This window comes from Kitasatospora sp. GAS1066B (genome assembly GCF_041262605.1).
GTDB lineage: Bacteria > Actinomycetota > Actinomycetes > Streptomycetales > Streptomycetaceae > Kitasatospora.
This window is the reverse complement of record NZ_JBGCCO010000003.1, coordinates 132,752-156,362: the sequence shown is the minus strand read 5'-3', so window position 1 is coordinate 156,362 and position 23,611 is coordinate 132,752. Positions and strand designations below refer to the sequence as shown.

Sequence of the window (23,611 nt, the reverse complement as noted above, 5' to 3'; positions counted from 1 at the left end):
GGTCAGACTCCTTGGGCTTTGGGCTTGGTCGTCAGGCTTGCGGACATCGGGCCTACCGACGTCTGACCAGCAGCCGTCGAGCCTGTGGTGACCGGGGCGTGGGCCGCGGAGCCAGCCGGCTCCGGACTCGCGGCGCTACCGGTCCTTGACTGCACCAGGGCACGCAGGCGCTGGTGCCAAACGGGACGCTTGCGCGGCGGCACGTGGTCCACCCCACCGGGCGACCAGGGATTGCATCGCAGGATCCGCCAGGCGGTCAGCACACTGCCTTTCACCGCACCGTGCGTCCGCACCGCCTCGTAGCCATAGTGCGAGCACGAGGGGTAGTAACGGCAGACCGGTCCGAGCAGCGGACTGATCGTCCACTGGTAGAGCCTGATCAGTCCCATCAGCAGGTACTTCATCGCCCTGATCCTGTTGCCGGAGAGGCCGGATCCGTCCGGAGCAACCGCTTCAGCGCCGCGTCCAGGTCATGTGCAAGATCCAGGTACGAGGCCGAAGCTGCCGGGGGCAGCGCCCGTACCACTATCAGGCTACCTGCGGGCAACCGGCCCAGACGCTCCCGGACCAAGTGACGCAGGCGACGCTTCACCAGATTGCGCACCACGGCAGGACCAACCGCCTTGCTCACGACGAAACCCGCACGCACCGAGGGAGTCCCCTCGGCGACGTGCGGGTGGGAGTCGCTGTACCCGCCGGCCTGCCCAGCCTGGTCGTCCTCTCGTCTGAGATGGACGACCAGCAGGGGCCGGCCGGCTCGGCGGCCGCGTTTCACCGCGATCGCGAAGTCCTGGCGCCGCCGCAGCCGATTCTCGGAGGGCAGCACTGCAGACCCTTTGCGCGGATCAGGCGGAGATGTTGGTGCGGCCCTTGGCGCGGCGGGTCGCCAGGATGGCGCGGCCGGCGCGGGTACGCATCCGCAGCCGGAAGCCGTGGGTCTTGGCGCGACGACGGTTGTTCGGCTGGAAGGTGCGCTTGCTCACTCGGGGGCTCCTGGGGTGAATCGTAGGGTGACGAATTGCAGCTTGGCCGTCACCGTGCGGCCGCGTGATCTCCCCCTCATACCTGGGAAATCCGACCTGAATCCCCAGGTCTGCTGGGGTCCAGGCAATCCACGGCGCCCGTGCTGCGCGCCTTCTGGAAGCGGGGCGGACCCGCGGACATGCGGCAGCGGCCATCGACAACTCGACCTGGTTACGGTACGCGGGACGGGACCCGGGGGTCAAACCGGCATCCCTACGGCAGGATGTTCACAGCCTGTGGACAACAACTTGAATCAGCTCTGCCCGCTGACTACCGTTGCAGGACTTGTCTGGTTTTGTTCATCCATCCGAACCAGCCCTGCCTTCCGATCCTGACCAGGACCACCCCCTGCCTCCAGGGGAACGAGAAAGCGTGCACCAGTGGCTGATGTCAACAGCGACCTCGTCCCGGCCTGGGCGAAGGTCGTCGAGCGGCTGGTCAACGACACCTCGGTGGGTGACAAGGACAAATTGTGGGTGCAGCGCACCCAGCCGATGTGGATGATGCATGACACCGCGCTGCTGGCCGCCCCCAACGAGTGGGCCAAGCAAGTGCTGGAAGGCCGGCTGCTGCCGCAGCTGACCGACGGGCTCAGCCAGCAGTTCGGCCGCCCGGTGCGGATTGCCGTGATGGTGGATGCCAACGCCATGCCGCCCACCCCAGTACCCACGACCCAGCCCACGACCCAGCCGGTGGCCGAGCCCGAGCCCGAGCCGGGCCCCGCCGAACCGCACCAGCCCCAGCAGCCCCAGCCCCAGCACCCGCAACAGCAGCACTCGCAGCAGCAGCCCGGCTGGCCCGGTGCGCCCCGCCCGTCGCACGACTACCCGGCCCCGGGCTACCGCGAGCAGGCCTACGAGAACGGCTACGCCTACCCCGAGCCCTCGTACGACGGCTACCAGGAGCAGCCCTACCCCCAGCAGCCGAACTACGGCGGCTACCCGGGCCAGAACTACCCCGCCGGGCCGCCGCAGCCCTACCAGGAACGCGGCTACCGCGACTGGGAGAGCCGCGAGAGCGAGAACCGGCCGCAGCCGACCGGCGGCCCCGGCCCCGGTGGCGAGCCGTCCCAGGGCGACCTGTTCGGCGGCGCCTACGACTCCACCGGCGAGGAGCCGCGCCAGCGCGGCGCGCGCCCCGGCCAGCCCGGGCGCCGCGACCTGCCGCCGCCGGCCATCCGCCCCGCCGCCCGGCCAGGACCCGGCCAGGACCTCCCGGGTCCGCCGGGTCAGCCGTCGGGCCACCGGCCCGGCGAGCTGGACCGCCCCGCGTCCCCGGCCCTGCCCGAGCGGGTCACCGACCGCACCCCGGTCCCTGGGGTGCCGGCCCCGCCCGGCGCGCCCTCGGCGGACAGCTCGCGCAAGGACGAGCCGGCCGCCCGGTTGAACCCGAAGTACCTCTTCGACACCTTCGTGATCGGCGCCAGCAACCGCTTCGCACACGCCGCGGCGGTGGCGGTGGCCGAGGCGCCGGCCAAGGCCTACAACCCGCTCTTCATCTACGGCGAGTCCGGCCTCGGCAAGACCCACCTGCTGCATGCCATCGGCCACTACTCGCGCAGCCTCTTCCCCGGCACCCGGGTGCGGTACGTGAGCTCGGAGGAGTTCACCAACGAGTTCATCAACTCGATCCGGGACGGCAAGGCGGACGCGTTCCGCAAGCGCTACCGGGACATGGACATCCTGCTGGTCGACGACATCCAGTTCCTGGCGAGCAAGGAGTCGACCCAGGAGGAGTTCTTCCACACCTTCAACACCCTGCATAACGCGAACAAGCAGATCGTCCTCTCGTCGGACCGGCCGCCCAAGCAGCTGATCACCCTGGAGGACCGGCTTCGCAACCGCTTCGAGTGGGGGCTGATCACCGACGTCACCCCGCCCGAGCTGGAGACCCGGATCGCGATCCTGCGCAAGAAGGCGATCCAGGAGCGGCTCAACGCCCCTGCCGACGTGCTGGAGTTCATCGCCTCCCGGATCACCCGGAACATCCGGGAGCTGGAGGGCGCGCTGATCCGGGTGACCGCCTTCGCCAACCTCAACCGCTCGCCGGTCGACCTGGAGCTGGCCGGCATCGTGCTCAAGGACCTGATCCCGGGCGGCGACGAGGACGCGGGGCCGGAGATCACGGCGCAGGTCATCATGCAGCAGACGGCCGCCTATTTCGGGCTCACCGTGGAGGACCTCTGCGGGTCCTCGCGCAGCCGAGTGCTGGCGACGGCCCGTCAGATCGCCATGTACCTCTGCCGCGAGCTCACCGACCTCTCGCTGCCCAAGATCGGCGCCCAGTTCGGCGGCCGTGACCACACCACGGTGATGCACGCGGACCGCAAGATCCGCTCCCTGATGGCCGAGCGGCGCTCGCTCTACAACCAGGTCACCGAGCTGACCAACCGGATCAAGAGCTAGGCCTGGCAGGGCTTTTGAAGGGGGCTGCGACTCACCCGAGTCGCAGCCCCCTTCGTCGTCTCCGCAGTGGTGTGAACCTGGATCGGCCGGGGAAGGCTCCGGTCAGCTGACGATCCGCCAAGCGCCAGGCCCTCTCGCACATCTGAGCATCGATTCGAACAGAGTGGGCCCGAGCGAGTGTTGTCCACAGTGACGGGTGTTTTCCCCCGTCCACAGCATGGGGATCGCCGAGTTATCCCGAATTCCTCCACAGCGGCTGTGCCGCTACGCTCTCCGCCGCAGGTCAGCACCCTGTGGACTTGTGCACAACAGTTATCCACAGGGTGTGGACAGTTGGCGGGCCGTCAGTTGGCCCCGGAGGTTGTCCACTGCCCGTCCCCAGGGAACGGCCGATTATCCCCAGCTTCTCCACAGCTCTATCCACTGTTCGACAACGGACGGGCCCTGTTCATCGCCCGGTGTGAAAGGCGTCACGAGAAGTTGACCGGAGCTCGTGGATAACCGGGCGAGAATCTGGGGACGACGCTGGGGAAAACCTGTGGATACGCACGGTGGCCTGTGAGTAACGCTCCGCTGTCCACAGCGGCGCCTGGTTATCCACTGCGCCGGTCCACACCCAGTGTGGACAAAAAAGTGGGCCTGACCTGCGGAAACGAGGTTATCCACGGTTTCCACAGGCCCTACTACTACCACTACACCTAGAGACCCCTGGATTCGCTCAACAGCGGGGTGGCCCGAAATCTGTGGACAAGCCGGCCCGACATCCGTTCGGCTGGCTTCCGCCCGTCTGCCCCGTCTGTCGGCGGAGTACGTCAGACTGTCCTTCGGCACCTGGAGCCGCAGTGGGCTCGACCCGCGGTCCCGGTGCTCGCCAGATGCCAGATGACGATCAAGAGCTGCACACGACTGCAGACCCAGGAGGCGGTGACCGGTGAAGTTCCGGGTGGAGCGTGACGTCCTCGCGGAGGCGGTGGCCTGGGCTGCTCGCAGCCTCCCGGCGCGGCCGCCGGTTCCGGTGCTCGCCGGCCTGCTGCTGACCGCCCAGGACGGCAGCCTGGCGCTGTCCGGCTTCGACTACGAGGTCTCGGCCCGGGTCGAGCTGGAGGCGGATGTCGAGGAGTCGGGCACCGTGCTGGTCTCGGGCCGGCTGCTCAACGACATCGCCCGCAACCTTCCCAACAGGCCTGTGGAGATCTCCACCGACGGCCAGCGGGTCACCGTGGTCTGCGGCAGTTCGCGCTTCACGCTCCCCACCCTGCCGGTGGACGAGTACCCGTCGCTGCCTCAGATGCCCACCGCCACCGGCACGGTCTCCGGCGAGGTCTTCGCCTCGGCCGTCAGCCAGGCCGCGGTGGCCGCCGGCCGCGACGACACGCTGCCGGTGCTCACCGGTGTCCGGGTGGAGATCGAGGGCGACAAGATCACCCTGGCCGCCACCGACCGCTACCGCTTCGCCGTCCGCGAGCTGCTCTGGAAGCCCGAGCAACCGGACATCTCGGCGGTCGCCTTGGTCCCGGCCCGCACCCTGCAGGACATCGCCAAGTCCCTGGGCAGCGGCGACACGGTCTCGATCGCGCTCTCCTCGGGCGGCGCGGGCGAGGGCCTGGTCGGCTTCGAGGGGGCCGGGCGGCGCACCACCACCCGCCTGCTGGAGGGCGAGTTCCCGAAGTTCCGCAGCCTCTTCCCGACCGAGTTCAGCGCCGAGGCCTCGGTGCAGACCCAGCCGTTCCTGGAGGCGCTCAAGCGCGTCTCGCTGGTGGCCGAGCGCAACACCCCGGTGCGGCTCAGCTTCGAGCAGGGCGTGCTGACCCTGGAGGCCGGCTCGGGCGACGACGCCCAGGCCACCGAGCGGATCGACGCGGACCTCGAGGGCGACGACATCTCGATCGCCTTCAACCCCGGCTACCTGGAGGAGGGCCTCAAGGCCATCGACTCCCCGTACGCCAACCTCTGCTTCACCACGGCCACCAAGCCGGCCCTGCTCAAGGGCAAGGCCGCGTTGGACGCCGAGGTCGACGAGGCCTACCAGTACCTGATCATGCCGGTCCGGCTGTCGGGCTGACACCGCCTCATAGCGCGGTGACCTGACAACGTACGGGTGTCCACGGACCGTCCACAGTCTGTGGACACCCCTGCGGCGTAGGCTCTTGTGTCGCGGCAACGGCGCCGCCGTCAGGCAGGACATCCCAGGTAAGGACTTGTCATGGAGCTCGGCCTCATCGGTCTCGGCAAGATGGGCGGCAACATGCGCGAGCGCATCCGCGCCGCCGGCCACACCGTCATCGGCTACGACCGCAACCCCGACCTCGCCGACGTCGCGAGCCTCCCGGAGCTGGTCGACAAGCTCCAGGGCCCGCGTGTGGTCTGGGTGATGGTCCCCGCCGGCGCCGCGACCCAGGCGACGATCGAGGAGCTGGCCGACCTGCTCGCCCCCGGCGACGTGGTGGTGGACGGCGGCAACTCGCGCTGGACCGACGACATCGCGCACGCCGAGCTGCTGGCCGCCAAGGGCATCGGCTTCGTGGACTGCGGCGTCTCCGGCGGCGTCTGGGGCCTGCAGAACGGCTACGCGCTGATGTACGGCGGCGGCGCCGAGCACGTGTTCAAGGTGCAGCCGATCTTCGACGCGCTCAAGCCGGAGGGCGAGTTCGGCTCGGTGCACGCCGGCAAGGTCGGCGCCGGCCACTTCGCCAAGATGGTCCACAACGGCATCGAGTACGCGATGATGCAGGCCTTCGCCGAGGGCTGGGAGCTGCTGGAGGCCGTCGACGAGGTCACCGACGTGCGCGAGGTCTTCCGCAGCTGGCAGGAGGGCACCGTGATCAAGTCCTGGCTGCTCGACCTCGCGGTGCGCGCGCTGGACGGCGACGAGCACCTGGACAAGCTGCGCGGCTACGCGGCGGACTCCGGCGAGGGCCGCTGGACGGTGGAGGCCGCGATCGACAACGCGGTGCCGCTGCCGACCATCACCGCCTCGCTCTTCGCCCGTTTCGCCTCCCGCCAGGAGGACTCGCCGCAGATGAAGATGATCGCGGCGCTGCGCAACCAGTTCGGCGGCCACGCGGTCGAGTCGAAGTAGTCCACCACGAAGTAGTCCACAAGAAGGCGAGCGCGGTCCACACCCATGCATGTCGCGCACCTGTCGCTCGCCGATTTCCGCTCGTACGCCCGGGTCGAGGTGCCCCTCGAGCCGGGCGTCAGCGCGTTCGTGGGGCCCAACGGGCAGGGCAAGACCAACCTGGTCGAGGCGATCGGCTACCTGTCCACCCTGGGCAGCCACCGGGTGGCGACCGATGCCCCGCTGGTGCGCCAGGGCGCGGACCGGGCGGTGGTCCGCGGCTCGATCGTGGACCGCTCCAGGACCACGCTGGTCGAACTGGAGATCACCCCGGGCAAGGCCAACCGGGCCCGGATCAACCGCTCGGACAACGTGCGCCCGCGCGATGTGCTGGGCCTGCTGCGCACCGTGCTCTTCGCTCCCGAGGACCTGGCCCTGGTGAAGGGCGACCCCGGGGAGCGGCGGCGGTTCCTGGACGAGCTGCTGACCGCGAGGGCGCCCCGGCTGGCGGGCGTGCGGGCGGACTACGAGCGCGTGTTGAAGCAGCGCAACGCCCTGCTGAAGACCGCGGCGATGGCCCGCAGGTCGGGCGGCGGCAAGGGCGCCGACCTGTCGACCCTGGAGGTCTGGGACGGTCATCTGGCGCAGGCCGGCGCGGAGTTGACGGCCTTTCGGCTGCAGCTGGTGGCGGCGCTCGGGCCGCTGGTCGAGCAGGCGTACGAGCGGCTGGCGCCGGGCGGTGGCCCGACCCGCCTGGAGTACCGGTCCTCCTTCGAGGGCGGGCTGCCGGGCAGCCGTGAGGAGGCCTACCAGCAACTCCTGGAGGCGCTGCGGGCGGTGCGCAAGCAGGAGACCGAGCGCGGGCTGACCCTGGTCGGGCCGCACCGTGACGAGCTGTCGCTGCTGCTCGGCACGCTGCCGGCCAAGGGGTACGCGAGCCACGGCGAGTCCTGGTCGTTCGCGCTGGCACTGCGGCTGGCCAGCTACGAGCTGCTGCGCGCCGACGGCGGCGAGCCGGTGCTGATCCTGGACGACGTCTTCGCCGAGCTGGACGCCCGCCGACGCGACCAGCTGGCCGAGCTGGTGGCCGACGGCGAGCAGGTGCTGGTGACGGCGGCGGTCCCGGAGGACGTCCCGAAGGCGCTCGCGGGGGTGCGCTACGCGGTCTCCGGTGGCGAAGTGACCCGGATCGGCCTGTGAGTCGTACGCTGGATGGCCCGCCGGGAGGCGGCGGAACGAAGAGACTGTCCACAGGCTGGGGACGAAGATGAGCGATCCGGAACTCTCCGGCGTCGACTTGGCGCGGGTCGCGCTGCGGGCGGCCAAGGAGCAGGCCCGCCAGCGGGGCGAGCAGGTCCGCGAGAAGCGCGAGGCGAAGCGGCACGGGTTGCGCAGCGGCGCCAGGGCGGACGGCCGGGACCCGGTGCCACTGGGGGCGGCGCTCAATCGTTTGATCACGGAGCGTGGCTGGGAGGCGCCGGCCGCGGTCGGTGGGGTGATGGGCCGGTGGGCGCAGATCGTCGGTCCTGACATCGCGGCGCACTGCACGCCCGAGCAGTTCGCGGAGGCCGAGGCGGTCCTGACGGTGCGTTGCGACTCCACCGCGTGGGCGACTCAGTTGCGTTTGCTGGCAAGGCAGTTGGTGGCCCGGCTGAACCACGAGTTGGGGCACGGCACGGTGAAGGTGATCCGGGTGCAGGGCCCGTCCGCGCCGGAGCGCCGGTACGGCCGGCTGCGGGCGCCGGGCAGTCGTGGTCCGCGCGACACCTGGGGGTGACCCGGCGGCCGGCTCCGGTCTTGACGGAGCGCATACTTCCGGAACCGCTGACGGCCCGTGTGAGGCCGCTGAGCCCCCGGGGCGAGTATCGGGACATGTGCGGAGGGGATTCGGGGCGGTAAATCCGCCCTCAGGGCCTGCCAAACGCCCATCTATGTCGGCGGTACCGGTAGACTGAGGGTCAAACACTGCCGCTTGCGGTAACTGAGTCGAAACGCCGTGGTCGCACGCTCGCCCGAACCCGGGCGGGGATGCGGCCCGTGCTGTGCCAGAGAGGGCGCTTCGTGGCCGATTCCGGCGAGTCCAGCCAGTCCCCCGTCCCCACCGACCCGTCCTCGGGTACCTCCTACACCGCCAGCAACATCCAGGTGCTCGAGGGCCTCGACGCGGTCCGCAAGCGTCCCGGTATGTACATCGGTTCCACGGGCGAGCGCGGTCTGCACCACCTGGTCCAGGAGGTGGTGGACAACTCCGTCGACGAGGCCATGGCCGGGCACGCCGACACCATCGACGTCACGATCCTGGCCGACGGCGGTGTGCGGGTGGTCGACAACGGCCGTGGCATCCCGGTCGGCATCGTCCCGGGCCAGGAGAAGCCGGCCGTCGAGGTCGTGCTGACGGTGCTGCACGCGGGCGGCAAGTTCGGCGGCGGCGGGTACGCGGTCTCCGGCGGTCTGCACGGCGTCGGCGTCTCGGTGGTCAACGCGCTCTCCACCAAGCTCGCGATCGAGATCCACACCGACGGCCACCGCTGGACCCAGGACTACAAGCTGGGCGCCCCGACCGCCCCGCTGGTCCAGCACGAGGCGACCGACCGGACCGGCACCAGCGTCACCTTCTGGGCCGACCCGGACATCTTCGAGACCACCGTCTACTCCTTCGAGACGCTCTCGCGCCGCTTCCAGGAGATGGCCTTCCTCAACAAGGGCCTGACCATCTCGCTGACCGACGAGCGCCCCGAGCACGTCGACGACGAGGGCAAGCCGCTCTCGGTCGGTTACCACTACGAGGGCGGCATCGCCGACTTCGTCCAGCACCTCAACTCCCGCAAGGGCGAGGTGATCCACCCCTCGGTGATCGACTTCGAGGCGGAGGACAAGGACAAGACGATCTCGGTGGAGGTCGCCATGCAGTGGAACACCTCGTACACCGAGGGGGTCTACTCCTTCGCCAACACCATCCACACGCACGGCGGCGGCACTCACGAGGAGGGCTTCCGCGCGGCGCTGACCGGTCTGGTCAACCGCTACGCGCGCGAGAAGAAGCTGCTGCGCGAGAAGGACGAGAACCTCTCCGGCGAGGACATCCGCGAGGGCCTGACCGCGATCATCTCGGTCAAGCTGGGCGAGCCGCAGTTCGAGGGACAGACCAAGGACAAGCTGGGCAACACCGAGGCGAAGACCTTCGTCCAGAAGGTGGTGCACGAGCAGCTGAACGACTGGCTGGACCGCAACCCGACCGAGGCCGCGGACATCATCCGCAAGTCGATCAACTCGGCCACCGCCCGGATGGCGGCCCGCAAGGCGCGCGACCTGACCCGCCGCAAGGGCCTGCTGGAGAGCGCCTCGCTGCCGGGCAAGCTGAGCGACTGCCAGTCCAAGGACCCGGCCGAGTGCGAGATCTTCATCGTCGAGGGTGACTCGGCCGGCGGCTCGGCCAAGCAGGGCCGCGACCCGCGCACCCAGGCCATCCTGCCGATCCGCGGCAAGATCCTGAACGTCGAGAAGGCCCGGATCGACAAGGTGCTGCAGAACACCGAGGTCCAGGCGCTGATCTCGGCCTTCGGCTGCGGCATCCAGGAGGACTACGACGAGTCCAAGCTGCGCTATCACAAGATCGTCCTGATGGCCGACGCCGACGTCGACGGGCAGCACATCCGCACCCTGCTGCTCACCCTGCTGTTCCGCTTCATGCGCCCGCTGGTCGAGGCCGGCTACGTCTACCTGGCGATGCCGCCGCTGTACAAGATCAAGTGGGGCAAGGACGACTTCGACTACGTCTACTCCGACCGCGAGCGCGACTCGGTGATCGAGGCGGGCGTGGCGGCCGGGCGCCGGCTGCCCAAGGACGACGCGATCCAGCGCTTCAAGGGTCTGGGCGAGATGAACGCCGAGGAGCTGCGGATCACCACCATGGACCAGGCGCACCGGTTGCTGCAGCAGATCACCCTGGAGGACGCGGCCCGTGCCGACGACCTCTTCTCGGTCCTGATGGGCGAGGACGTCGAGGCCCGCCGGTCCTTCATCCAGCGCAACGCCAAGGACGTCCGCTTCCTGGACGTGTGACGGGTTCTCACGACCCCGTCCGTACGTACCAGTCACGCGTGAAAGGAAACTGACCACCAGTGGTCGACGACAACCGTCCTGACGGCGAGCAGCCGGACAGCACCTCCACCGACGTCTTCGTCTCCCGGGTCGAGCCGATCGAGCTCGAGACCGAGATGCAGCGCTCCTACCTCGACTACGCGATGAGCGTGATCGTCAGCCGTGCGCTGCCCGAGGTCCGCGACGGCCTCAAGCCGGTGCACCGCCGGGTGCTGTACGCGATGTACGACGGCGGCTACCGGCCCGAGAAGGGCTACTACAAGTGCGCCCGCGTGGTCGGCGACGTGATGGGCAACTACCACCCGCACGGCGACACCTCGATCTACGACACCGTGGTGCGCCTGGCGCAGCCCTGGTCGCTGCGGATGCCGCTGGTGGACGGCAACGGCAACTTCGGCTCGCCGGGCAACGACCCGGCCGCGGCGATGCGCTACACCGAGTGCAAGCTGATGCCGCTGGCCATGGAGATGATGCGCGACATCGACGAGGAGACCGTCGACTTCGCCGCCAACTACGACGGCCGCTCGCAGGAGCCGACCGTCCTGCCGTCGCGCATCCCCAACCTGCTGGTCAACGGTGCCACCGGCATCGCGGTCGGCATGGCCACCAACATCCCGCCGCACAACCTGCGCGAGGTCGCCTCCGGCGCGCTCTGGGCGCTGGAGCACCCGGAGGCCTCCAACGAGGAACTGCTGGACGCGCTGATCGAGCGGATCAAGGCGCCGGACTTCCCGACCGGCGCGCTGATCGTGGGCCGCCGAGGCATCGAGGACGCCTACCGGACCGGGCGCGGCTCGATCACCATGCGCGCGGTGGTCGAGGTCGAGGAGATCCAGGGCCGCCAGTGCCTGGTGATCACCGAGCTGCCGTACCAGGTGAACCCGGACAACCTGGCGCTGAAGATCGCCGACCTGGTGAAGGACGGCCGGGTGGCCGGCATCGCGGACGTCCGCGACGAGTCCTCCTCGCGCACCGGTCAGCGCCTGGTGATCGTGCTCAAGCGCGACGCGGTCGCCAAGGTGGTGCTGAACAACCTCTACAAGCACACCGACCTGCAGACCAACTTCGGCGCCAACATGCTGGCCCTGGTCGACGGCGTGCCGCGCACGCTCTCGCTCGACGCCTTCATCCGGCACTGGGTCAACCACCAGGTCGAGGTCATCGTCCGGCGCACCCGGTTCCGGCTGCGCAAGGCCGAGGAGCGGGCGCACATCCTGCGCGCGCTGCTCAAGGCGCTGGACATGATCGACGAGGTGATCGCGCTGATCCGGGCCTCGGACAGCGCCGACGCCGCGCGCAGCGGCCTGATGAACCTGCTCGCCATCGACGAGCTGCAGGCCAACGCGATCCTGGAGATGCAGCTGCGCCGGCTGGCCGCCCTGGAGCGCCAGCGGATCACCGACGAGCACGACGAGCTGCAGCGCAAGATCGACGAGTACAACGCGATCCTGGCCTCGCCGTCCCGGCAGCGCGAGATCATCTCCGAGGAGCTGACCGCGATCGTCGACAAGTACGGCGACGAGCGGCGCTCCACGCTGATCCCCTTCGACGGCGACATGTCGGTCGAGGACCTGATCGCGGAGGAGGACATCGTCGTCACGATCACCCGTGGCGGCTACGTCAAGCGCACCCGCTCCGACCTCTACCGCTCGCAGAAGCGCGGCGGCAAGGGCGTGCGCGGCGCGCAGCTGAAGCAGGACGACCTCGTCGACCACTTCTTCGTGACGACGACGCACAACTGGATCCTCTTCTTCACCAACAAGGGCCGGGTCTACCGGGCCAAGGGCTACGAGCTGCCGGACGCCGGCCGCGACGCCCGCGGCCAGCACGTGGCCAACCTGCTGGCCTTCCAGCCGGAGGAGCACATCACCCAGGTGATGGCGGTGCGCACCTACGAGGACAAGCCGTACCTGGTGCTGGCCACCCGCGAGGGTCTGGTGAAGAAGTCGCACCTGAAGGACTACGACTCGCCGCGCTCGGGCGGGCTGATCGCGATCAACCTGCGCACCGACGAGGACGGCCGCGACGACGAGCTGATCGGTGCCGAGCTGGTCTCCGCCGAGGACGACCTGCTGCTGGTCTCCAAGAAGGCCCAGTCGATCCGCTTCACCGCCACCGACGAGGCGCTGCGGCCGATGAGCCGGGCCACCTCGGGCGTGAAGGGGATGGCCTTCCGCGAGGACGACGAGCTGCTGTCGATGAACGTGGTCCGTCCCGGCACCTTCGTCTTCACCGCGACCGACGGCGGCTACGCCAAGCGGACCTCGGTGGACGAGTACCGGATCCAGGGCCGCGGCGGGTTCGGCACCAAGGCGGCGAAGATCGTCGAGGGCCGCGGCTCGCTGGTCGGGGCGCTGGTGGTCGAGGAGAGCGACGAGATCATGGCGATCACCCTGTCCGGTGGGGTGATCCGGACCAGGGTTTCCGGAGTTCGTGAAACCGGACGTGACACGATGGGCGTCCAACTGATCAACCTGGGAAAGCGCGACGCGGTGGTGGGCATGGCCCGCAACGCGGAGGCGGAGGACGACGACAGCGCCGAGGACGCGGCGCTCGAGGACGCGCCCGAAGCCGCCGCGCAGGGCGTGGCCGATGGTGTGGCGAATCCCGCACCGTCCTCGGCCGACGCTGCTGACCAGGACTGATGTACATCGGGCGGCCGGTACCCCGGGCCAGTGGCGAGGGTATCGGCCGGCCCCGGTTTCGGGCTTCTCAGCTTGATGCCGCACAGTGGAGGCCACCGGGGCGTAAGGCGCGCGTCGGCGAGGAACTGCAGGAGGATCCAGCGTGAGTGGGACCACGGGTGCAGCGGGAGGTGCCGCGCCGGGCGGTGCGCCGTACGGAGGTGTACCGCAGCCGCCGGCCGAGCACCCGGCTGCCTCCACCTCTCTGATGTCCACGGTTGGCCCCGGCGGCGGGTACAACCCGGCGCCGCCCCAGCCGCCGATGCCGCCGAGCCCGCCCGGTGGCGGCGCGGCCGGGTACTCGACGCCGACCACCTACACCAAGGGGCAGCCGACCCCGCCGCGCGGCACCCGGACCAACGCGGGCGCCCCGCCGCAGGGCGCCGCCGCGCCGCGCCGGCCCGCCACCCCGCCCGCCGCGGCCGCCGCCGGGGCGCCGGGCCGCACCCGCAGGGCGCGGCTGCGGATCGTCAAGGCCGACCCGTGGTCGGTGATGAAGGTCAGCTTCCTGCTGTCGCTGGCCATCGGCATCGTCATGATCGTGGCGGCCGCGGTGCTGTGGACCACGCTCGACTCGCTCGGCGTCTTCAGCTCGGTGGGCAACATGCTGAAGGACGCCACCGGCTCCGGTACCGGCGGCGCCAGCAGCGGCGTCAACATCATGGACTACGTCGGCTTCGGCCAGGTGATCACCTACACCGCGCTGATCGCGGTGGTGGACGTGGTGCTGCTGACCGCGCTCTGCACGCTCGCCTCGTTCATCTACAACGCGGCGGCCGGCTTCACCGGCGGGATCGAGCTGACCCTCGCCGAAGAGGAGTGAGCCTGCCCGCTGCCGGTCGCAGCGGGCGAACTGAGCGGCCGTCATCCGGCCGTCGGGCGCGGTGGAACGCTCTGCGGAACGTCCTACTGTACGAACCGATTTCGAAAAACGCGGCATGTGCGGACCCCTTCGGTTGTTGAATCGAAGGGGTCCGCTTCGTTGTCCGGTCGTCAATCGGGTGACAGCCGCTCTCTCTTCGGCGTGCCTCGAAGAGCGGGTGTCAACGGCTGGGTTGGCTGAAGCGTTCTGCACGACTGCCGGTTCTGGTCAGTGGGCGGTCGCCAGATGGCGGCAGCCCGTCGGTTGCGCGGAGGTTCACGGATGGCACAGATCGCATCGCAGCTGGTCGGCGCGGCGGAGGAGCTGCTCGGCAGCCAGTTGCCGTTCCGGCTGCAGACCTGGGACGGCAGCGTGGCCGGGGCGTCGGACGCCCCTGTGCTGCTGCTGCGCAACCGCCGGGCGCTGCGCCGGCTGCTCTGGGCGCCGGGCGAGCTGGGCCTGGCCCGGGCCTACGTCTCCGGCGACCTGGAGCTCGGTCCCGGCGAGGACCTCTACCGGGTGCTGGCCGAGGCGGCCCACTTCGCCGAGCGCCCCGCGGTGCGCGCGCTGCGGCTGGGCCCCGGCGAGCTCGCCGGCCCGGGCGGGCGCCGGGCCCTGGCGGTGCTGGCCAAAGCCGGCGCGCTCGGCCCGCGTCCGCCGCTGCCACCCGAGGAGGCCCGCCCGGTCGGCCGGCTGCACAGCCGGGGCCGCGACCGGGCCGCGATCAGCCACCACTACGACGTGGGCAACGACTTCTACCGCCTGGTGCTGGGCAGCTCGATGGTCTACTCCTGCGCCTACTGGACGCCCGAGAGCAGGAGTCTGGAGGACGCCCAGTTCGCCAAGCTCGACCTGATCTGCCGCAAGCTCGGCCTCGAGCCCGGCATGCGGCTGCTCGACGTCGGCTGCGGCTGGGGCTCGCTGGTCCTGCACGCGGCCGAGCACTACGGCGTCAGCGCGGTGGGGGTGAGCATCTCCGCCGAGCAGGTGGCGCTGGCCCGCGAGCGGGTGGCCGCCGCCGGTCTGGCGGAGCAGGTGGAGATCCGACTGCAGGACTACCGGGAGATCCCTGACGGCCCGTACGACGCGATCTCCAGTGTCGGGATGGCCGAGCACGTCGGCAGCGAGCAGTACCGCGTCTACGCGACGGGCCTGTACGACCTGCTGGTCCCCGGCGGGCGACTGCTCAACCACCAGATCGCCCGCCGCCCCACCGTTCCCGGTGAGACCTACAGCAGCAGCCCGTTCATCAACCGCTACGTCTTCCCGGACGGCGAGCTGGCCCCGGTCGGCAGCACCGTCTCGCTGCTGGAGGAGGCCGGCTTCGAGGTCCGCGACGTCGAAGCGCTGCGCGAGCACTACGCGCTGACCCTGCGCGAGTGGGTGGCCAACCTGGAGGCCGGCTGGGCGCAGGCCGTCCGCCTGGTCGGCCGCGGCCGGGCCCGGGTCTGGCGGCTCTACATGGCCGCCTCCGCGCTCGCCTTCGAGGAGAACCGGATCGGCGTCAACCAGGTGCTCGCCGTGCGCACCGCACCGGCCGGCGCCAGCCGCCTGCCGGCCACCCGTGAGCAGTGGCTGATCCGCCCCGGGCAGCCGGGCCCCGACCGGCTCAGGTCGCCTGAGCTGCACATTGCGATCGCGCGTCCGAACGGGGCAGGGGAGATGGATTTGGGAGATCGGCCGTCGGTCCGCTAATCTTTCAGTGCGGCAAGGGCCTATAGCTCAGACGGTTAGAGCGCTTCCCTGATAAGGAAGAGGCCACAGGTTCAAGTCCTGTTAGGCCCACCTGCGAGAGCGCCCCGGATGGTTCACCATCCGGGGCGCTGCTGTTTCTGTGGTGGCGTGAGGAGCGGCGGGTGCGGGTCGGGTACGTGTCGGTGGCGGCGCCCGGTGAGCGGGCGAACGAGGACTTCGTGCTGGCCGGCGAGGACTTCGTGGTGGTGCTGGACGGTGCCACCAGGAGCGCGCCGAACACCGGGTGCGAGCACGACGTGGCCTGGGTGACCCGGCGGCTGGGCGCCCGGCTGGGGCAACTGCTGGTGGAGGAGCCCGAGCTCACCCTGGCCCAGGTGCTGGCGGCGGCGATCGAGCGGGTCCGGGCGCTGCACGTGGACACCTGTGACCTCGATCACCCCGACAGCCCCTCGGCCACCGTGGCCCTGCTGCGCCGGCGCGGTGCGTGGCTGGAGCACCTGGTGCTCGCCGACTCACCGGTGCTGGTCGAACTGACGGACGGTCGGCTGGAGCTGGTGCTCGACGACCGGGTCGACCACCTGCCCGCCTACGACCTGGCGACGGTGGCCGGGCTGCGCAACGCGCCCGGCGGCTTCTGGGTCGCGAGCACCCGCCCCGAGGCTGCCGAGCAGGCGATCAGCGGCGCCCACCGGCTCACCGAGGTGGTCCGCTTCGCGGTGCTCACCGACGGGGTGTCGCGGCTGGTGGAGCGGTACGGCTGGTCCTGGCGGCGGCTGCTCGACACGCTGGACGAGCAGGGGCCCGCCGGGGCCGTGCGGGCGGTGCGGGCCGCCGAGGCGGCGGATCCCCCCGGGCGGTTCCGGGGCAAGCGGCACGACGACGCGACGGTCGCCTTCGGACGCCCCGGTCTGGGCGGCTGACCCGCCCGGGCGTCAAACCGTGGTCAGGGTCCGCCGGTTGAGCTACCGCTGGCCGGTCTCGGACAGGACACGGGTGTGTATCATCGGCCGCAAGGCGGTTTGGCCAGCCGGCCGCCGGTTGATACGTGCACATCCCGAGGACTCGCAGCCCCGGCCGCCCGATCCGGGCCCCGGTTGCTGAGCCCGCCCACACGCTGAGAAGGACGAGGTCCCGCGGTGAAGAAGCTCCTCCTGGTCGCCCTGGTCGCCCTCGGCGGCTTCTTTGTCTACCGTCAGGTTCAGGCCGACCGTGCCGAGCAGGACCTGTGGACCGAGGCCACCGACCCGATCCCGGCCGGTCGCTGACCCCGAGCGCGGACGACAGGAGGCCTGTCCGGGCCTCCCCGCCGCGCAGGTCGGATACCCGCTCAAGATTTTCCGACGGACCCGGTACGCTGTTCTCCGACGGCGCCCGGTGCACCGTCACGGGGCTTTAGCTCAGTTGGTAGAGCGCTGCCTTTGCAAGGCAGATGTCAGGAGTTCGAGTCTCCTAAGCTCCACAGTTCGACATGCCGATGGCCGGCCTGGGTCCTCCAGGCCGGCCATCGGCATGTCCGGGGGCGACTCCGGTCAGTGGGGCTTGCGCGGGTCGTGCGGCTTGGGGTGCTCATCGCCGGGGCGCGGGGTGTCGGGGGCCGCCTGGGCGCCGCCCTCGTCGGCGGCATCGTCGTCGGCCGCAGCGGGTCCCGAGCCGTTCAGCGGAGCGGTCGCGGCGGTGGCGCCGCTGGCGGGGTGCACGGTGTTGGGCGGGCCCTGCACCTCGGGCGGCTCGATCAGCCACTCCGGCTCGCTCTGCCGGTGCCACCAGCGCCAGATCAGCAGGCCGCTGCCGATGGCCACCGTGCCGGCCACCGCGAGCGACGTGGCGGTGCGGTTGCACCTGGCCTTGCGGGCGTTCCTGGCGGCCAGCTTGTTGACCTGCTCGGCGTTCACCTGGCCCTGCAGCACGCTGAGCGCGGCCGAGCCGCGGAGCTGGGCCTCGTGCACCGCGGGGCCGGCACTCGCCCGGGCCCCGTCGATGGCCTCGTTCAGCCTGGGCAGCGTGCTGGTGCGGGTGTGGGCGGCGGCCCGGTCCGCGGAGTGCTTGGCGGCCAGCGCGGCCTCCTGGGCCCGGTGCACGGCCCGCAGGGTGCTCTCCTGGGTCTTGGGCGGCAGCGTGGCGAAGGCGTGCTCGACATGCGGGGCGACGTGCCGCACGTAGCCGACCCTGGCCGAATGAGCGGCCTGCAGGGTGCCGGTCCTGGCCTGCCCGGCGGCCGCCTCGAAGCGCGGGCCGAGCGCCTCCAGGGCCGGACCGAGTCGCTGGCGGGCCTCGTCCGCGTAGTGCGTGGCGGTGTCCTTGGCGGTGGCGGCGTAGGGCGCCAGCGTGTCCAGGGTCTTGCCGGCCGTCTCACGTGCGGTGTCCAAGCGGGTCACAGGGATCCTCCTCCTGGGTGGCGTCCTTTAAGCACATATCCAGCTGATTCGAGATCATGCATGCCGATTTGTCCGACCGCATGGCGGGCTGGGCCGTCCGTACCGCCAAGGCCGCCGGACGGCCCAAGGCCTGCGGAGTGCTCATGGGATGATGCGGTGGTCAGTTGTTGAAGAGAGAAGGAAGGCACAGCTCGTGGCCGAGGAACTGTTCGCGACCCTCAAGACCAACCACGGCGACATCGTGATCCGGCTCTTCCCGGACCACGCGCCGAAGACCGTGCGCAACTTCGTGGAGCTGGCCGAGGGCACCCGCGAGTGGACCCACCCGGGCACCGGTGAGAAGAGCAACGCCAAGCTGTACGACGGCACGATCTTCCACCGGGTGATCTCGGACTTCATGATCCAGGGCGGCGACCCGCTGGGTAAGGGCATCGGCGGCCCGGGCTACAAGTTCGCCGACGAGTTCCACCCGGACCTCGCCTTCAACCGCCCGTTCCTGCTCGCCATGGCCAACTCGGGCCCGGGCACCAACGGCTCGCAGTTCTTCATCACCGTGGCGCCCACCACCTGGCTGACCGGCAAGCACACCATCTTCGGCGAGGTCGTCGACGAGGCCGGCCAGAAGGTCGTCCAGGGCATCTCGGTGGCCCCGACCCGTCCGGGCGACCGTCCGGTCGACGACGTGGTGATCGAGTCGGTGGAGATCACCCGCCGCTGACTCCTGTCGGCGCCGCCGTGGCGGCAGTAGCCTTGACGATCCCGGTGACCTTCCGCGACGCGGAGCGGCACCGGGATCGGTCATGAGGAGGACGAACCCGGATGGTCCAGGACGAGGCCGCGCCCGGCGCGCACACCCTGCCGCGCTGCTACCGGCACCCCGACCAGGAGACCGGGGTCAGCTGCGCGCGCTGCGGTCGCCCGATCTGCCCGCAGTGCATGATCGACGCCGCGGTCGGCTTCCAGTGTCCGGAGTGCGTGCGCGGCGCCGCGGTGCAGCCCACCCGGGTGGCCACGACCAGGTTCGGCGGCCGGCTCACCGGGGACGGCGCGCTGGTCACCAAGATCCTGATCGGGATCAACCTGGCGGTCTTCGTGGTGGCCGCCTACCTGGACAAGTCGCTGCAGCAGCAGTGGATCCTGTACAGCGAGGTCTCGCGGACCGGCACCGCCTACGGCGTGGCCGCCGGGCCGGACCAGTGGTACCGGCTGCTGACCGCGACCTTCCTGCACGTCCAGCCGCTGCACGTGGGCTCCAACATGCTGGCGCTGTGGTGGATGGGGCCGACCCTGGAGCGGGTGCTCGGGCGGCTCAGGTTCATCGCGCTGTACCTGGTTTCGGGACTGGCCGGCAGCGCGCTGGTCTACCTGGTCGCCGGACAGGGCGTGCTCTCGCTGGGTGCCTCCGGCGCGATCTTCGGGGTCTTCGGCGCCACCGCGGTGCTCTTCCGGGCGGCCCGGCAGCCGGTCGGTCCGGTGGTCGCGCTGATCGTCTTCAACCTGGTGATCACCTTCTCGGTGCCCGGGATCGACTGGCGGGCGCACGTGGGCGGCCTGGTGGCCGGCGTGCTGACCGGGATCGGCATGATGCACGCGCCGCGGGCCAACCGGAACCTGGTGCAGGCGGGCACGGTCGTGCTGATGCTGGCCGTGACCGTCGCGATGGTGCTGGTCGAGACGGCGCGCCTCACGGGGTGATCGCGCGCCGCTTTCGCGCACCTGTGCGTAGGGCGGTCGGGTGTTCGGTTGTCCACAGTGAGCAGCGGGTTGCGCACAGGCTGTCTGCCGGCAGTCGCTCCGTCCCCCGGTCTACGCGTGTCCCGCTGCGAGGTTTTCTGGACCCGCGGGAGGTTCGCCAGGCCCTGGGTGAGGAATGCCCGCCGCAGTGTCGCAGAGTTATCCACAGGACGGGTCGACTTTTCCCCACTGTGGATAACCGTGTGGATAAGCGGTTGGTGCGAAAAGCGCCGGGCGGTCCCGGACAGCACGAAGGGCCGCCCCACCGGCGTGCGGCGGGGCGGCTTTCGAGAAGGCGGTCAGCGGGTGGTGACTACTTCCACTGCGTGGAGACACCGAAGCCGGCGGCGATGAAGCCGAAGCCGACCAGGATGTTCCAGTTGCCCCAGGCTTGCACCGGATAGCTGCCGCTGGTCACGTAGTAGGTGACGATCCAGACCAGACCCACCAGGAAGAGCGCGAGCATCACCGGGGCCACCCAGTTGCGCCCGGCGCTCAGCTTGACTGCGGTCGCGGTGACCGGCGGGGTGTAGTCGGACTTCTTGCGGAGTCGAGACTTCGGCACGAGGGGCTCTCCTGTCGATGCGCTGTGAGACCGCGCAGGGTGCAGCGGGGCGGGGCGGCTGTGGGGACCGGGTCCGTACGGGTTGAGCTCCGCACATGCCACCGGCGTCCGTTAGCGTAGTGGCTCGCCGGGTCGGAAGGAGATAAGGGTACGGTGCCGAATTCCTCGATTTCCGGTGATCCTCCCCTGGACCCGGCTTCCGACCGTGTCGGCTCGCCCCGAATTGTCGGCCGTGTCCTGACCTGCGGCGTCTTCGCGCTCGCTGGAGTGCTCTTCTACGTCAGCGCGCACGCGGCGCACGGCATCGACCTGCGCACCGACAACTCGCTGCTGCGGCTCAGCGACGTGATACAGCAGCGCAGCGACCAGAACCGGCAGACCCAGTCCGAACTCTCCGCCCAGCAGCAGCGCGCCGACCAGCTGGCCGGCCAGCAGGGCCGCAGCCCCGCCGACAGCGACCGGCTCTCCGCCCTGCAGCAGCAGGTGGGCCTGGACCCGTTGCAGGGCCCGGGCCTGACGGTCACCCTCAACGACGCGCCGCCCGATGCCACCGCCCGGATCCCCGGCGTGCCCGAGCCCGGGGTCAACGACCTGGTGATCCACCAGCAGGACATCCAGGCCGTGGTCAACGCGTTGTGGCGGGGCGGCGCGAGCGGCGTGCAGGTGATGGACCAGCGGCTGATCGCCACCAGCGCGGTGCGCTGCGTCGGCAACACCCTGCTGCTGCAGGGGCGGGTCTACTCGCCGCCGTACGTGATCAGGGCGGTCGGGCGGACCGCCGACCTGCGGGCCGCCGTCGACGCGGACCCCTCGATCCGCAACTACCTGCAGTACGTGACCGCCTACGGGCTCGGGTGGAAGGTGCAGGAGAGCAGCGAGCTGAGCCTGCCCGGCTACACCGGCAGCACCGATCTGCACGCCGCGACCGCTCAGTAGATCGGCCAGTAGATCGGCCAGCAGATCGGCCACGGCCACCGTGGCGCACAGCTTCGAGGTCTACTCTGTTTCCCACTGCCCATCACCTAGGGAGCACCATGTACGGCTGGATCTGGCGGCACCTGCCGGGGAACACCCTGGTGCGGGCCTTCCTCTCGATCCTGCTGATCCTCGGGGCGGTCTACATCCTTTTCCAGTACGTCTTCCCCTGGGCGGAACCGCTGCTCCCCTTCGGCGACGTCACGGTGAACAACGGCGGGTCCGGCTGACGGCCGCGTCACCGCCGTCACCGCGCCCCTCGTCTCGCCCGATCCGCCCGATCGCCCGATCCGCACGAACCCGGAGACAGCACGCATGGCCTCGCCCGACACCGCCCCGCGGATCCTCGTGGTGGACAACTACGACAGCTTCGTCTTCAACCTGGTCCAGTACCTCTACCAGCTGGGCGCGACCTGCGAGGTGGTCCGCAACGACGAGCTGACGGTGGATCGGGCCGTCAGGCGCGCCGGAGCGGCCGGTTACGACGGCGTCCTGCTCTCCCCGGGGCCGGGCGCACCCGAGGAGGCCGGGGTGTGCATCGAGATGGTGCGGCACTGCGCCGCGACCGGACTGCCGCTGTTCGGCGTCTGCCTGGGCCTGCAGTCGATCGCGGTGGCCTACGGCGCGGTGGTCGACCGGGCGCCCGAACTGCTGCACGGCAAGACCTCCCTGGTCGAGCACGAGGACGGCGGGGTCTTCGCCGGACTGCCCTCGCCGATGACCGCCACCCGCTACCACTCGCTGGCCGTGGAGCCCGCCACGGTGCCGGCCGAGCTGGTGGTCACCGCGCGGACCCACAGCGGTGTCATCATGGGTCTGCGGCACCGGGAACTGCCCGTCGAGGGCGTGCAGTTCCACCCGGAATCGGTGCTCACCGAGGGAGGGCACCGGATGCTGGCCAACTGGCTGGCCGAGTGCGGCGACCCGGAGGCGGTCGGCCGCTCGGCGGGCCTCGCTCCGGTGATCGGCCGGGGCTGAGACCGTGACGGCGGTGCGTCCGGAGGGACGCCGGGACGCCTACCCGGGCTACGGGCAGGGGGCGGGCGGGTACCAGCCGGCCGGCTACGACACGCCCGGGTACGACACGCCTGGGTACAACACGCCCAGGCACGGGACGCCCGCGCCCGGGACGCCGGAATACGGCGGAGCCGGGTACGGGACGGCCGCGAACGGGCCGGGCGCCGCCCCCTACCCTGGCGGGCCCGAGCCGGACGGCTGGAGCGTCTACGACCCCGCGCAGCCCGATGACCAGCCCGCCTACCCCTGGCTGGCCGATCAGACGCTGCAGCTGCGCACGATATCCGTCAGCCCGGACGGCGCCGCCGGGGCTCCGCCGGTGCCCGCCGCCCGCCGTGCGCAGGGCAAGGTCTCGATGCGCTCCGGCACCGGTCGGCGCCGGGCCGCGGGCCGCCGCAGCGCCGTGGTGCGTCCCAAGGAGCCGAAGCGGGTGCTCGCCGCCCGCGCGGTCGGTGAACTGTGCATCACCTTCGGCCTGGTGATGCTGCTCTTCGTCGCCTACCAGCTGTGGTGGACCAACGTGCAGGCGGACGCCGCCGCGAACAGCACCCGCAGTCAGCTCGAGCAGCAGTGGAACAACCCCACCGTCGCCCCGACCCCGGCCCCCGGCCAATCCGCCGCGCCCGTGCCGACCTTCGCGCCCGGCAAGGGTTTCGCGATCATCCACATCCCCAAGATCGGCCTCACCGACCCGGTCGCCGAGGGCACCGACACCACGACGGTGCTCGACCACGGCCTGGTCGGCCACTACACCGGGACCGCGATGCCCTCCGACGCGAACGGCAACTTCGCCGTCGCCGGTCACCGCACCACGCACGGCCAGCCGTTCAACCGGCTCGCCGAACTCCACCCCGGCGACAAGATCGTGGTCGAGACCCAGACCACCTACTACACCTACGAGGTGGAAGGCGGCATCCCGCAGACCTCGCCGCACAACGTCGCGGTGCTGAACCCGATCCCCAACGGCTCCCCGTTCAGCCAGGCGGGCCGCTACATCACGATGACCACCTGTACCCCCGAGTACAGTGCCGTGGGAAGGCTCATCGTCTTCGGCAAGATGGTGGACGAGCGGCCGCGCAGCCAAGGGCAGCCCCCGGCGCTGACGAACGGTTAGCCG

At 70.5% G+C, this 23,611-nt stretch carries 22 protein-coding genes and 2 tRNA genes; 19 read left to right on the top strand and 5 right to left on the bottom strand.

What is annotated here, in order from left to right; translation table 11 throughout:
- Positions 1 to 2: 2 nt before the first annotated feature.
- Genes yidD through rpmH form a run of 3 tightly spaced genes read right to left on the bottom strand, consistent with a single transcriptional unit; the run spans position 3 to position 983 of the window.
- The gene (gene yidD, locus ABH937_RS04115; protein ID WP_280691311.1) at positions 3 to 404 is read right to left on the bottom strand and encodes a membrane protein insertion efficiency factor YidD; all 402 of its coding nucleotides are present in this window, start codon (positions 402 to 404) and stop codon (positions 3 to 5) included.
- A complete protein-coding gene (gene rnpA, locus ABH937_RS04110; RefSeq protein WP_280691310.1) occupies positions 401 to 826 on the bottom strand; it encodes a ribonuclease P protein component in 426 nt (141 codons plus the stop codon). The genes yidD and rnpA overlap by 4 nt, the downstream gene beginning before the upstream one ends.
- 19 nt (positions 827 to 845) lie before the next feature.
- Positions 846 to 983: a 50S ribosomal protein L34 gene (rpmH, locus tag ABH937_RS04105; protein ID WP_035799375.1), complete on the bottom strand. Its 138-nt coding sequence runs from the start codon at positions 981 to 983 to the stop codon at positions 846 to 848.
- Positions 984 to 1,403: 420 nt separating this feature from the next.
- On the opposite strand from rpmH, the gene dnaA reads away from it, so the two are divergent.
- The 13 genes from dnaA (at position 1,404) to ABH937_RS04040 (ending at position 17,287) form a co-directional block, all read left to right on the top strand.
- A complete protein-coding gene (gene dnaA, locus ABH937_RS04100) occupies positions 1,404 to 3,428 on the top strand; it encodes a chromosomal replication initiator protein DnaA (protein ID WP_280691309.1) in 2,025 nt (674 codons plus the stop codon).
- Between the two features lie 931 nt (positions 3,429 to 4,359).
- A complete protein-coding gene (gene dnaN / locus ABH937_RS04095) occupies positions 4,360 to 5,490 on the top strand; it encodes a DNA polymerase III subunit beta (RefSeq protein WP_280691308.1) in 1,131 nt (376 codons plus the stop codon).
- Between the two features lie 141 nt (positions 5,491 to 5,631).
- Positions 5,632 to 6,507 (top strand): phosphogluconate dehydrogenase (NAD(+)-dependent, decarboxylating), encoded by an 876-nt coding sequence (gene gnd / locus ABH937_RS04090; protein ID WP_280691307.1) that lies wholly within the window; start codon positions 5,632 to 5,634, stop codon positions 6,505 to 6,507.
- A gap of 45 nt (positions 6,508 to 6,552) precedes the next feature.
- Positions 6,553 to 7,686 carry a DNA replication/repair protein RecF gene (recF, locus tag ABH937_RS04085; RefSeq protein ID WP_370217242.1) on the top strand — a complete coding sequence of 378 codons (1,134 nt, stop codon included), beginning with the start codon at positions 6,553 to 6,555 and terminating at the stop codon, positions 7,684 to 7,686.
- A 67-nt stretch (positions 7,687 to 7,753) separates the two neighbouring features.
- Positions 7,754 to 8,263 (top strand): DUF721 domain-containing protein, encoded by a 510-nt coding sequence (locus ABH937_RS04080; protein ID WP_280691305.1) that lies wholly within the window; start codon positions 7,754 to 7,756, stop codon positions 8,261 to 8,263.
- A gap of 260 nt (positions 8,264 to 8,523) precedes the next feature.
- The gene (gyrB, locus tag ABH937_RS04075; RefSeq protein ID WP_280691304.1) at positions 8,524 to 10,548 is read left to right on the top strand and encodes a DNA topoisomerase (ATP-hydrolyzing) subunit B; all 2,025 of its coding nucleotides are present in this window, start codon (positions 8,524 to 8,526) and stop codon (positions 10,546 to 10,548) included.
- Between the two features lie 59 nt (positions 10,549 to 10,607).
- Positions 10,608 to 13,232, top strand: coding sequence for a DNA gyrase subunit A (gyrA, locus tag ABH937_RS04070; protein ID WP_280691303.1), 2,625 nt, complete (start codon positions 10,608 to 10,610; stop codon positions 13,230 to 13,232).
- A 247-nt stretch (positions 13,233 to 13,479) separates the two neighbouring features.
- Positions 13,480 to 14,094, top strand: coding sequence for a DUF3566 domain-containing protein (locus ABH937_RS04065; RefSeq protein WP_280691302.1), 615 nt, complete (start codon positions 13,480 to 13,482; stop codon positions 14,092 to 14,094).
- Positions 14,095 to 14,415: 321 nt separating this feature from the next.
- Positions 14,416 to 15,828 carry a class I SAM-dependent methyltransferase gene (locus ABH937_RS04060; protein WP_370217240.1) on the top strand — a complete coding sequence of 471 codons (1,413 nt, stop codon included), beginning with the start codon at positions 14,416 to 14,418 and terminating at the stop codon, positions 15,826 to 15,828.
- Positions 15,829 to 15,844: 16 nt separating this feature from the next.
- Positions 15,845 to 15,918, top strand: a tRNA-Ile gene (locus tag ABH937_RS04055).
- Between the two features lie 71 nt (positions 15,919 to 15,989).
- The gene (locus ABH937_RS04050) at positions 15,990 to 16,748 is read left to right on the top strand and encodes a protein phosphatase 2C domain-containing protein (protein ID WP_280691300.1); all 759 of its coding nucleotides are present in this window, start codon (positions 15,990 to 15,992) and stop codon (positions 16,746 to 16,748) included.
- A gap of 216 nt (positions 16,749 to 16,964) precedes the next feature.
- On the top strand, positions 16,965 to 17,093 hold the full coding sequence (locus tag ABH937_RS04045) for a DLW-39 family protein (RefSeq protein ID WP_211786189.1): 129 nt from the start codon (positions 16,965 to 16,967) through the stop codon (positions 17,091 to 17,093).
- Positions 17,094 to 17,214: 121 nt separating this feature from the next.
- Positions 17,215 to 17,287: transfer RNA gene (locus ABH937_RS04040), tRNA-Ala, on the top strand.
- Between the two features lie 70 nt (positions 17,288 to 17,357).
- Here ABH937_RS04040 and ABH937_RS04035 read toward each other — a convergent pair.
- Entirely contained in the window at positions 17,358 to 18,203 is an 846-nt protein-coding gene (locus ABH937_RS04035; RefSeq protein WP_370217239.1) for a DUF5324 family protein, read from the bottom strand.
- A gap of 193 nt (positions 18,204 to 18,396) precedes the next feature.
- Here ABH937_RS04035 and ABH937_RS04030 point away from each other — a divergent pair, with 193 nt between their 5' ends.
- Both ABH937_RS04030 and ABH937_RS04025 read left to right on the top strand, forming a co-directional pair.
- Entirely contained in the window at positions 18,397 to 18,921 is a 525-nt protein-coding gene (locus tag ABH937_RS04030) for a peptidylprolyl isomerase (RefSeq protein WP_280691298.1), read from the top strand.
- Between the two features lie 101 nt (positions 18,922 to 19,022).
- Positions 19,023 to 19,898 (top strand): rhomboid family intramembrane serine protease, encoded by an 876-nt coding sequence (locus tag ABH937_RS04025; RefSeq protein WP_280691297.1) that lies wholly within the window; start codon positions 19,023 to 19,025, stop codon positions 19,896 to 19,898.
- A 352-nt stretch (positions 19,899 to 20,250) separates the two neighbouring features.
- Here the strand turns inward: ABH937_RS04025 and crgA are convergent, their stop codons facing one another.
- Complete coding sequence (gene crgA, locus ABH937_RS04020; protein ID WP_280691296.1) at positions 20,251 to 20,502, bottom strand: cell division protein CrgA; 252 nt, start codon at positions 20,500 to 20,502, stop codon at positions 20,251 to 20,253.
- A gap of 153 nt (positions 20,503 to 20,655) precedes the next feature.
- Here crgA and ABH937_RS04015 point away from each other — a divergent pair, with 153 nt between their 5' ends.
- From ABH937_RS04015 to ABH937_RS04000, 4 genes are all read left to right on the top strand, one after another.
- Positions 20,656 to 21,438 (top strand): DUF881 domain-containing protein, encoded by a 783-nt coding sequence (locus ABH937_RS04015; RefSeq protein WP_370146488.1) that lies wholly within the window; start codon positions 20,656 to 20,658, stop codon positions 21,436 to 21,438.
- Positions 21,439 to 21,536: 98 nt separating this feature from the next.
- Positions 21,537 to 21,707 (top strand): hypothetical protein, encoded by a 171-nt coding sequence (locus ABH937_RS04010; protein ID WP_280691295.1) that lies wholly within the window; start codon positions 21,537 to 21,539, stop codon positions 21,705 to 21,707.
- An 85-nt stretch (positions 21,708 to 21,792) separates the two neighbouring features.
- Entirely contained in the window at positions 21,793 to 22,455 is a 663-nt protein-coding gene (locus ABH937_RS04005) for an aminodeoxychorismate/anthranilate synthase component II (protein WP_280691294.1), read from the top strand.
- A 13-nt stretch (positions 22,456 to 22,468) separates the two neighbouring features.
- Positions 22,469 to 23,608, top strand: coding sequence for a class E sortase (locus ABH937_RS04000; protein ID WP_370217238.1), 1,140 nt, complete (start codon positions 22,469 to 22,471; stop codon positions 23,606 to 23,608).
- The last annotated feature ends 3 nt before the right edge of the window (positions 23,609 to 23,611 follow it).

Coding starts and splice junctions, on each gene's coding strand:
- ABH937_RS04060 (WP_370217240.1), top strand. CDS start 14,416: ATGGCACAGATCGCATCGCAGCTGGTCGGCGCGGCGGAGGAGCTGCTC.
- gnd (WP_280691307.1), top strand. CDS start 5,632: ATGGAGCTCGGCCTCATCGGTCTCGGCAAGATGGGCGGCAACATGCGC.
- ABH937_RS04080 (WP_280691305.1), top strand. CDS start 7,754: ATGAGCGATCCGGAACTCTCCGGCGTCGACTTGGCGCGGGTCGCGCTG.
- ABH937_RS04010 (WP_280691295.1), top strand. CDS start 21,537: ATGTACGGCTGGATCTGGCGGCACCTGCCGGGGAACACCCTGGTGCGG.
- ABH937_RS04005 (WP_280691294.1), top strand. CDS start 21,793: ATGGCCTCGCCCGACACCGCCCCGCGGATCCTCGTGGTGGACAACTAC.
- recF (WP_370217242.1), top strand. CDS start 6,553: ATGCATGTCGCGCACCTGTCGCTCGCCGATTTCCGCTCGTACGCCCGG.
- ABH937_RS04025 (WP_280691297.1), top strand. CDS start 19,023: ATGGTCCAGGACGAGGCCGCGCCCGGCGCGCACACCCTGCCGCGCTGC.
- yidD (WP_280691311.1), bottom strand. CDS start 404: ATGAAGTACCTGCTGATGGGACTGATCAGGCTCTACCAGTGGACGATC.
- ABH937_RS04065 (WP_280691302.1), top strand. CDS start 13,480: ATGTCCACGGTTGGCCCCGGCGGCGGGTACAACCCGGCGCCGCCCCAG.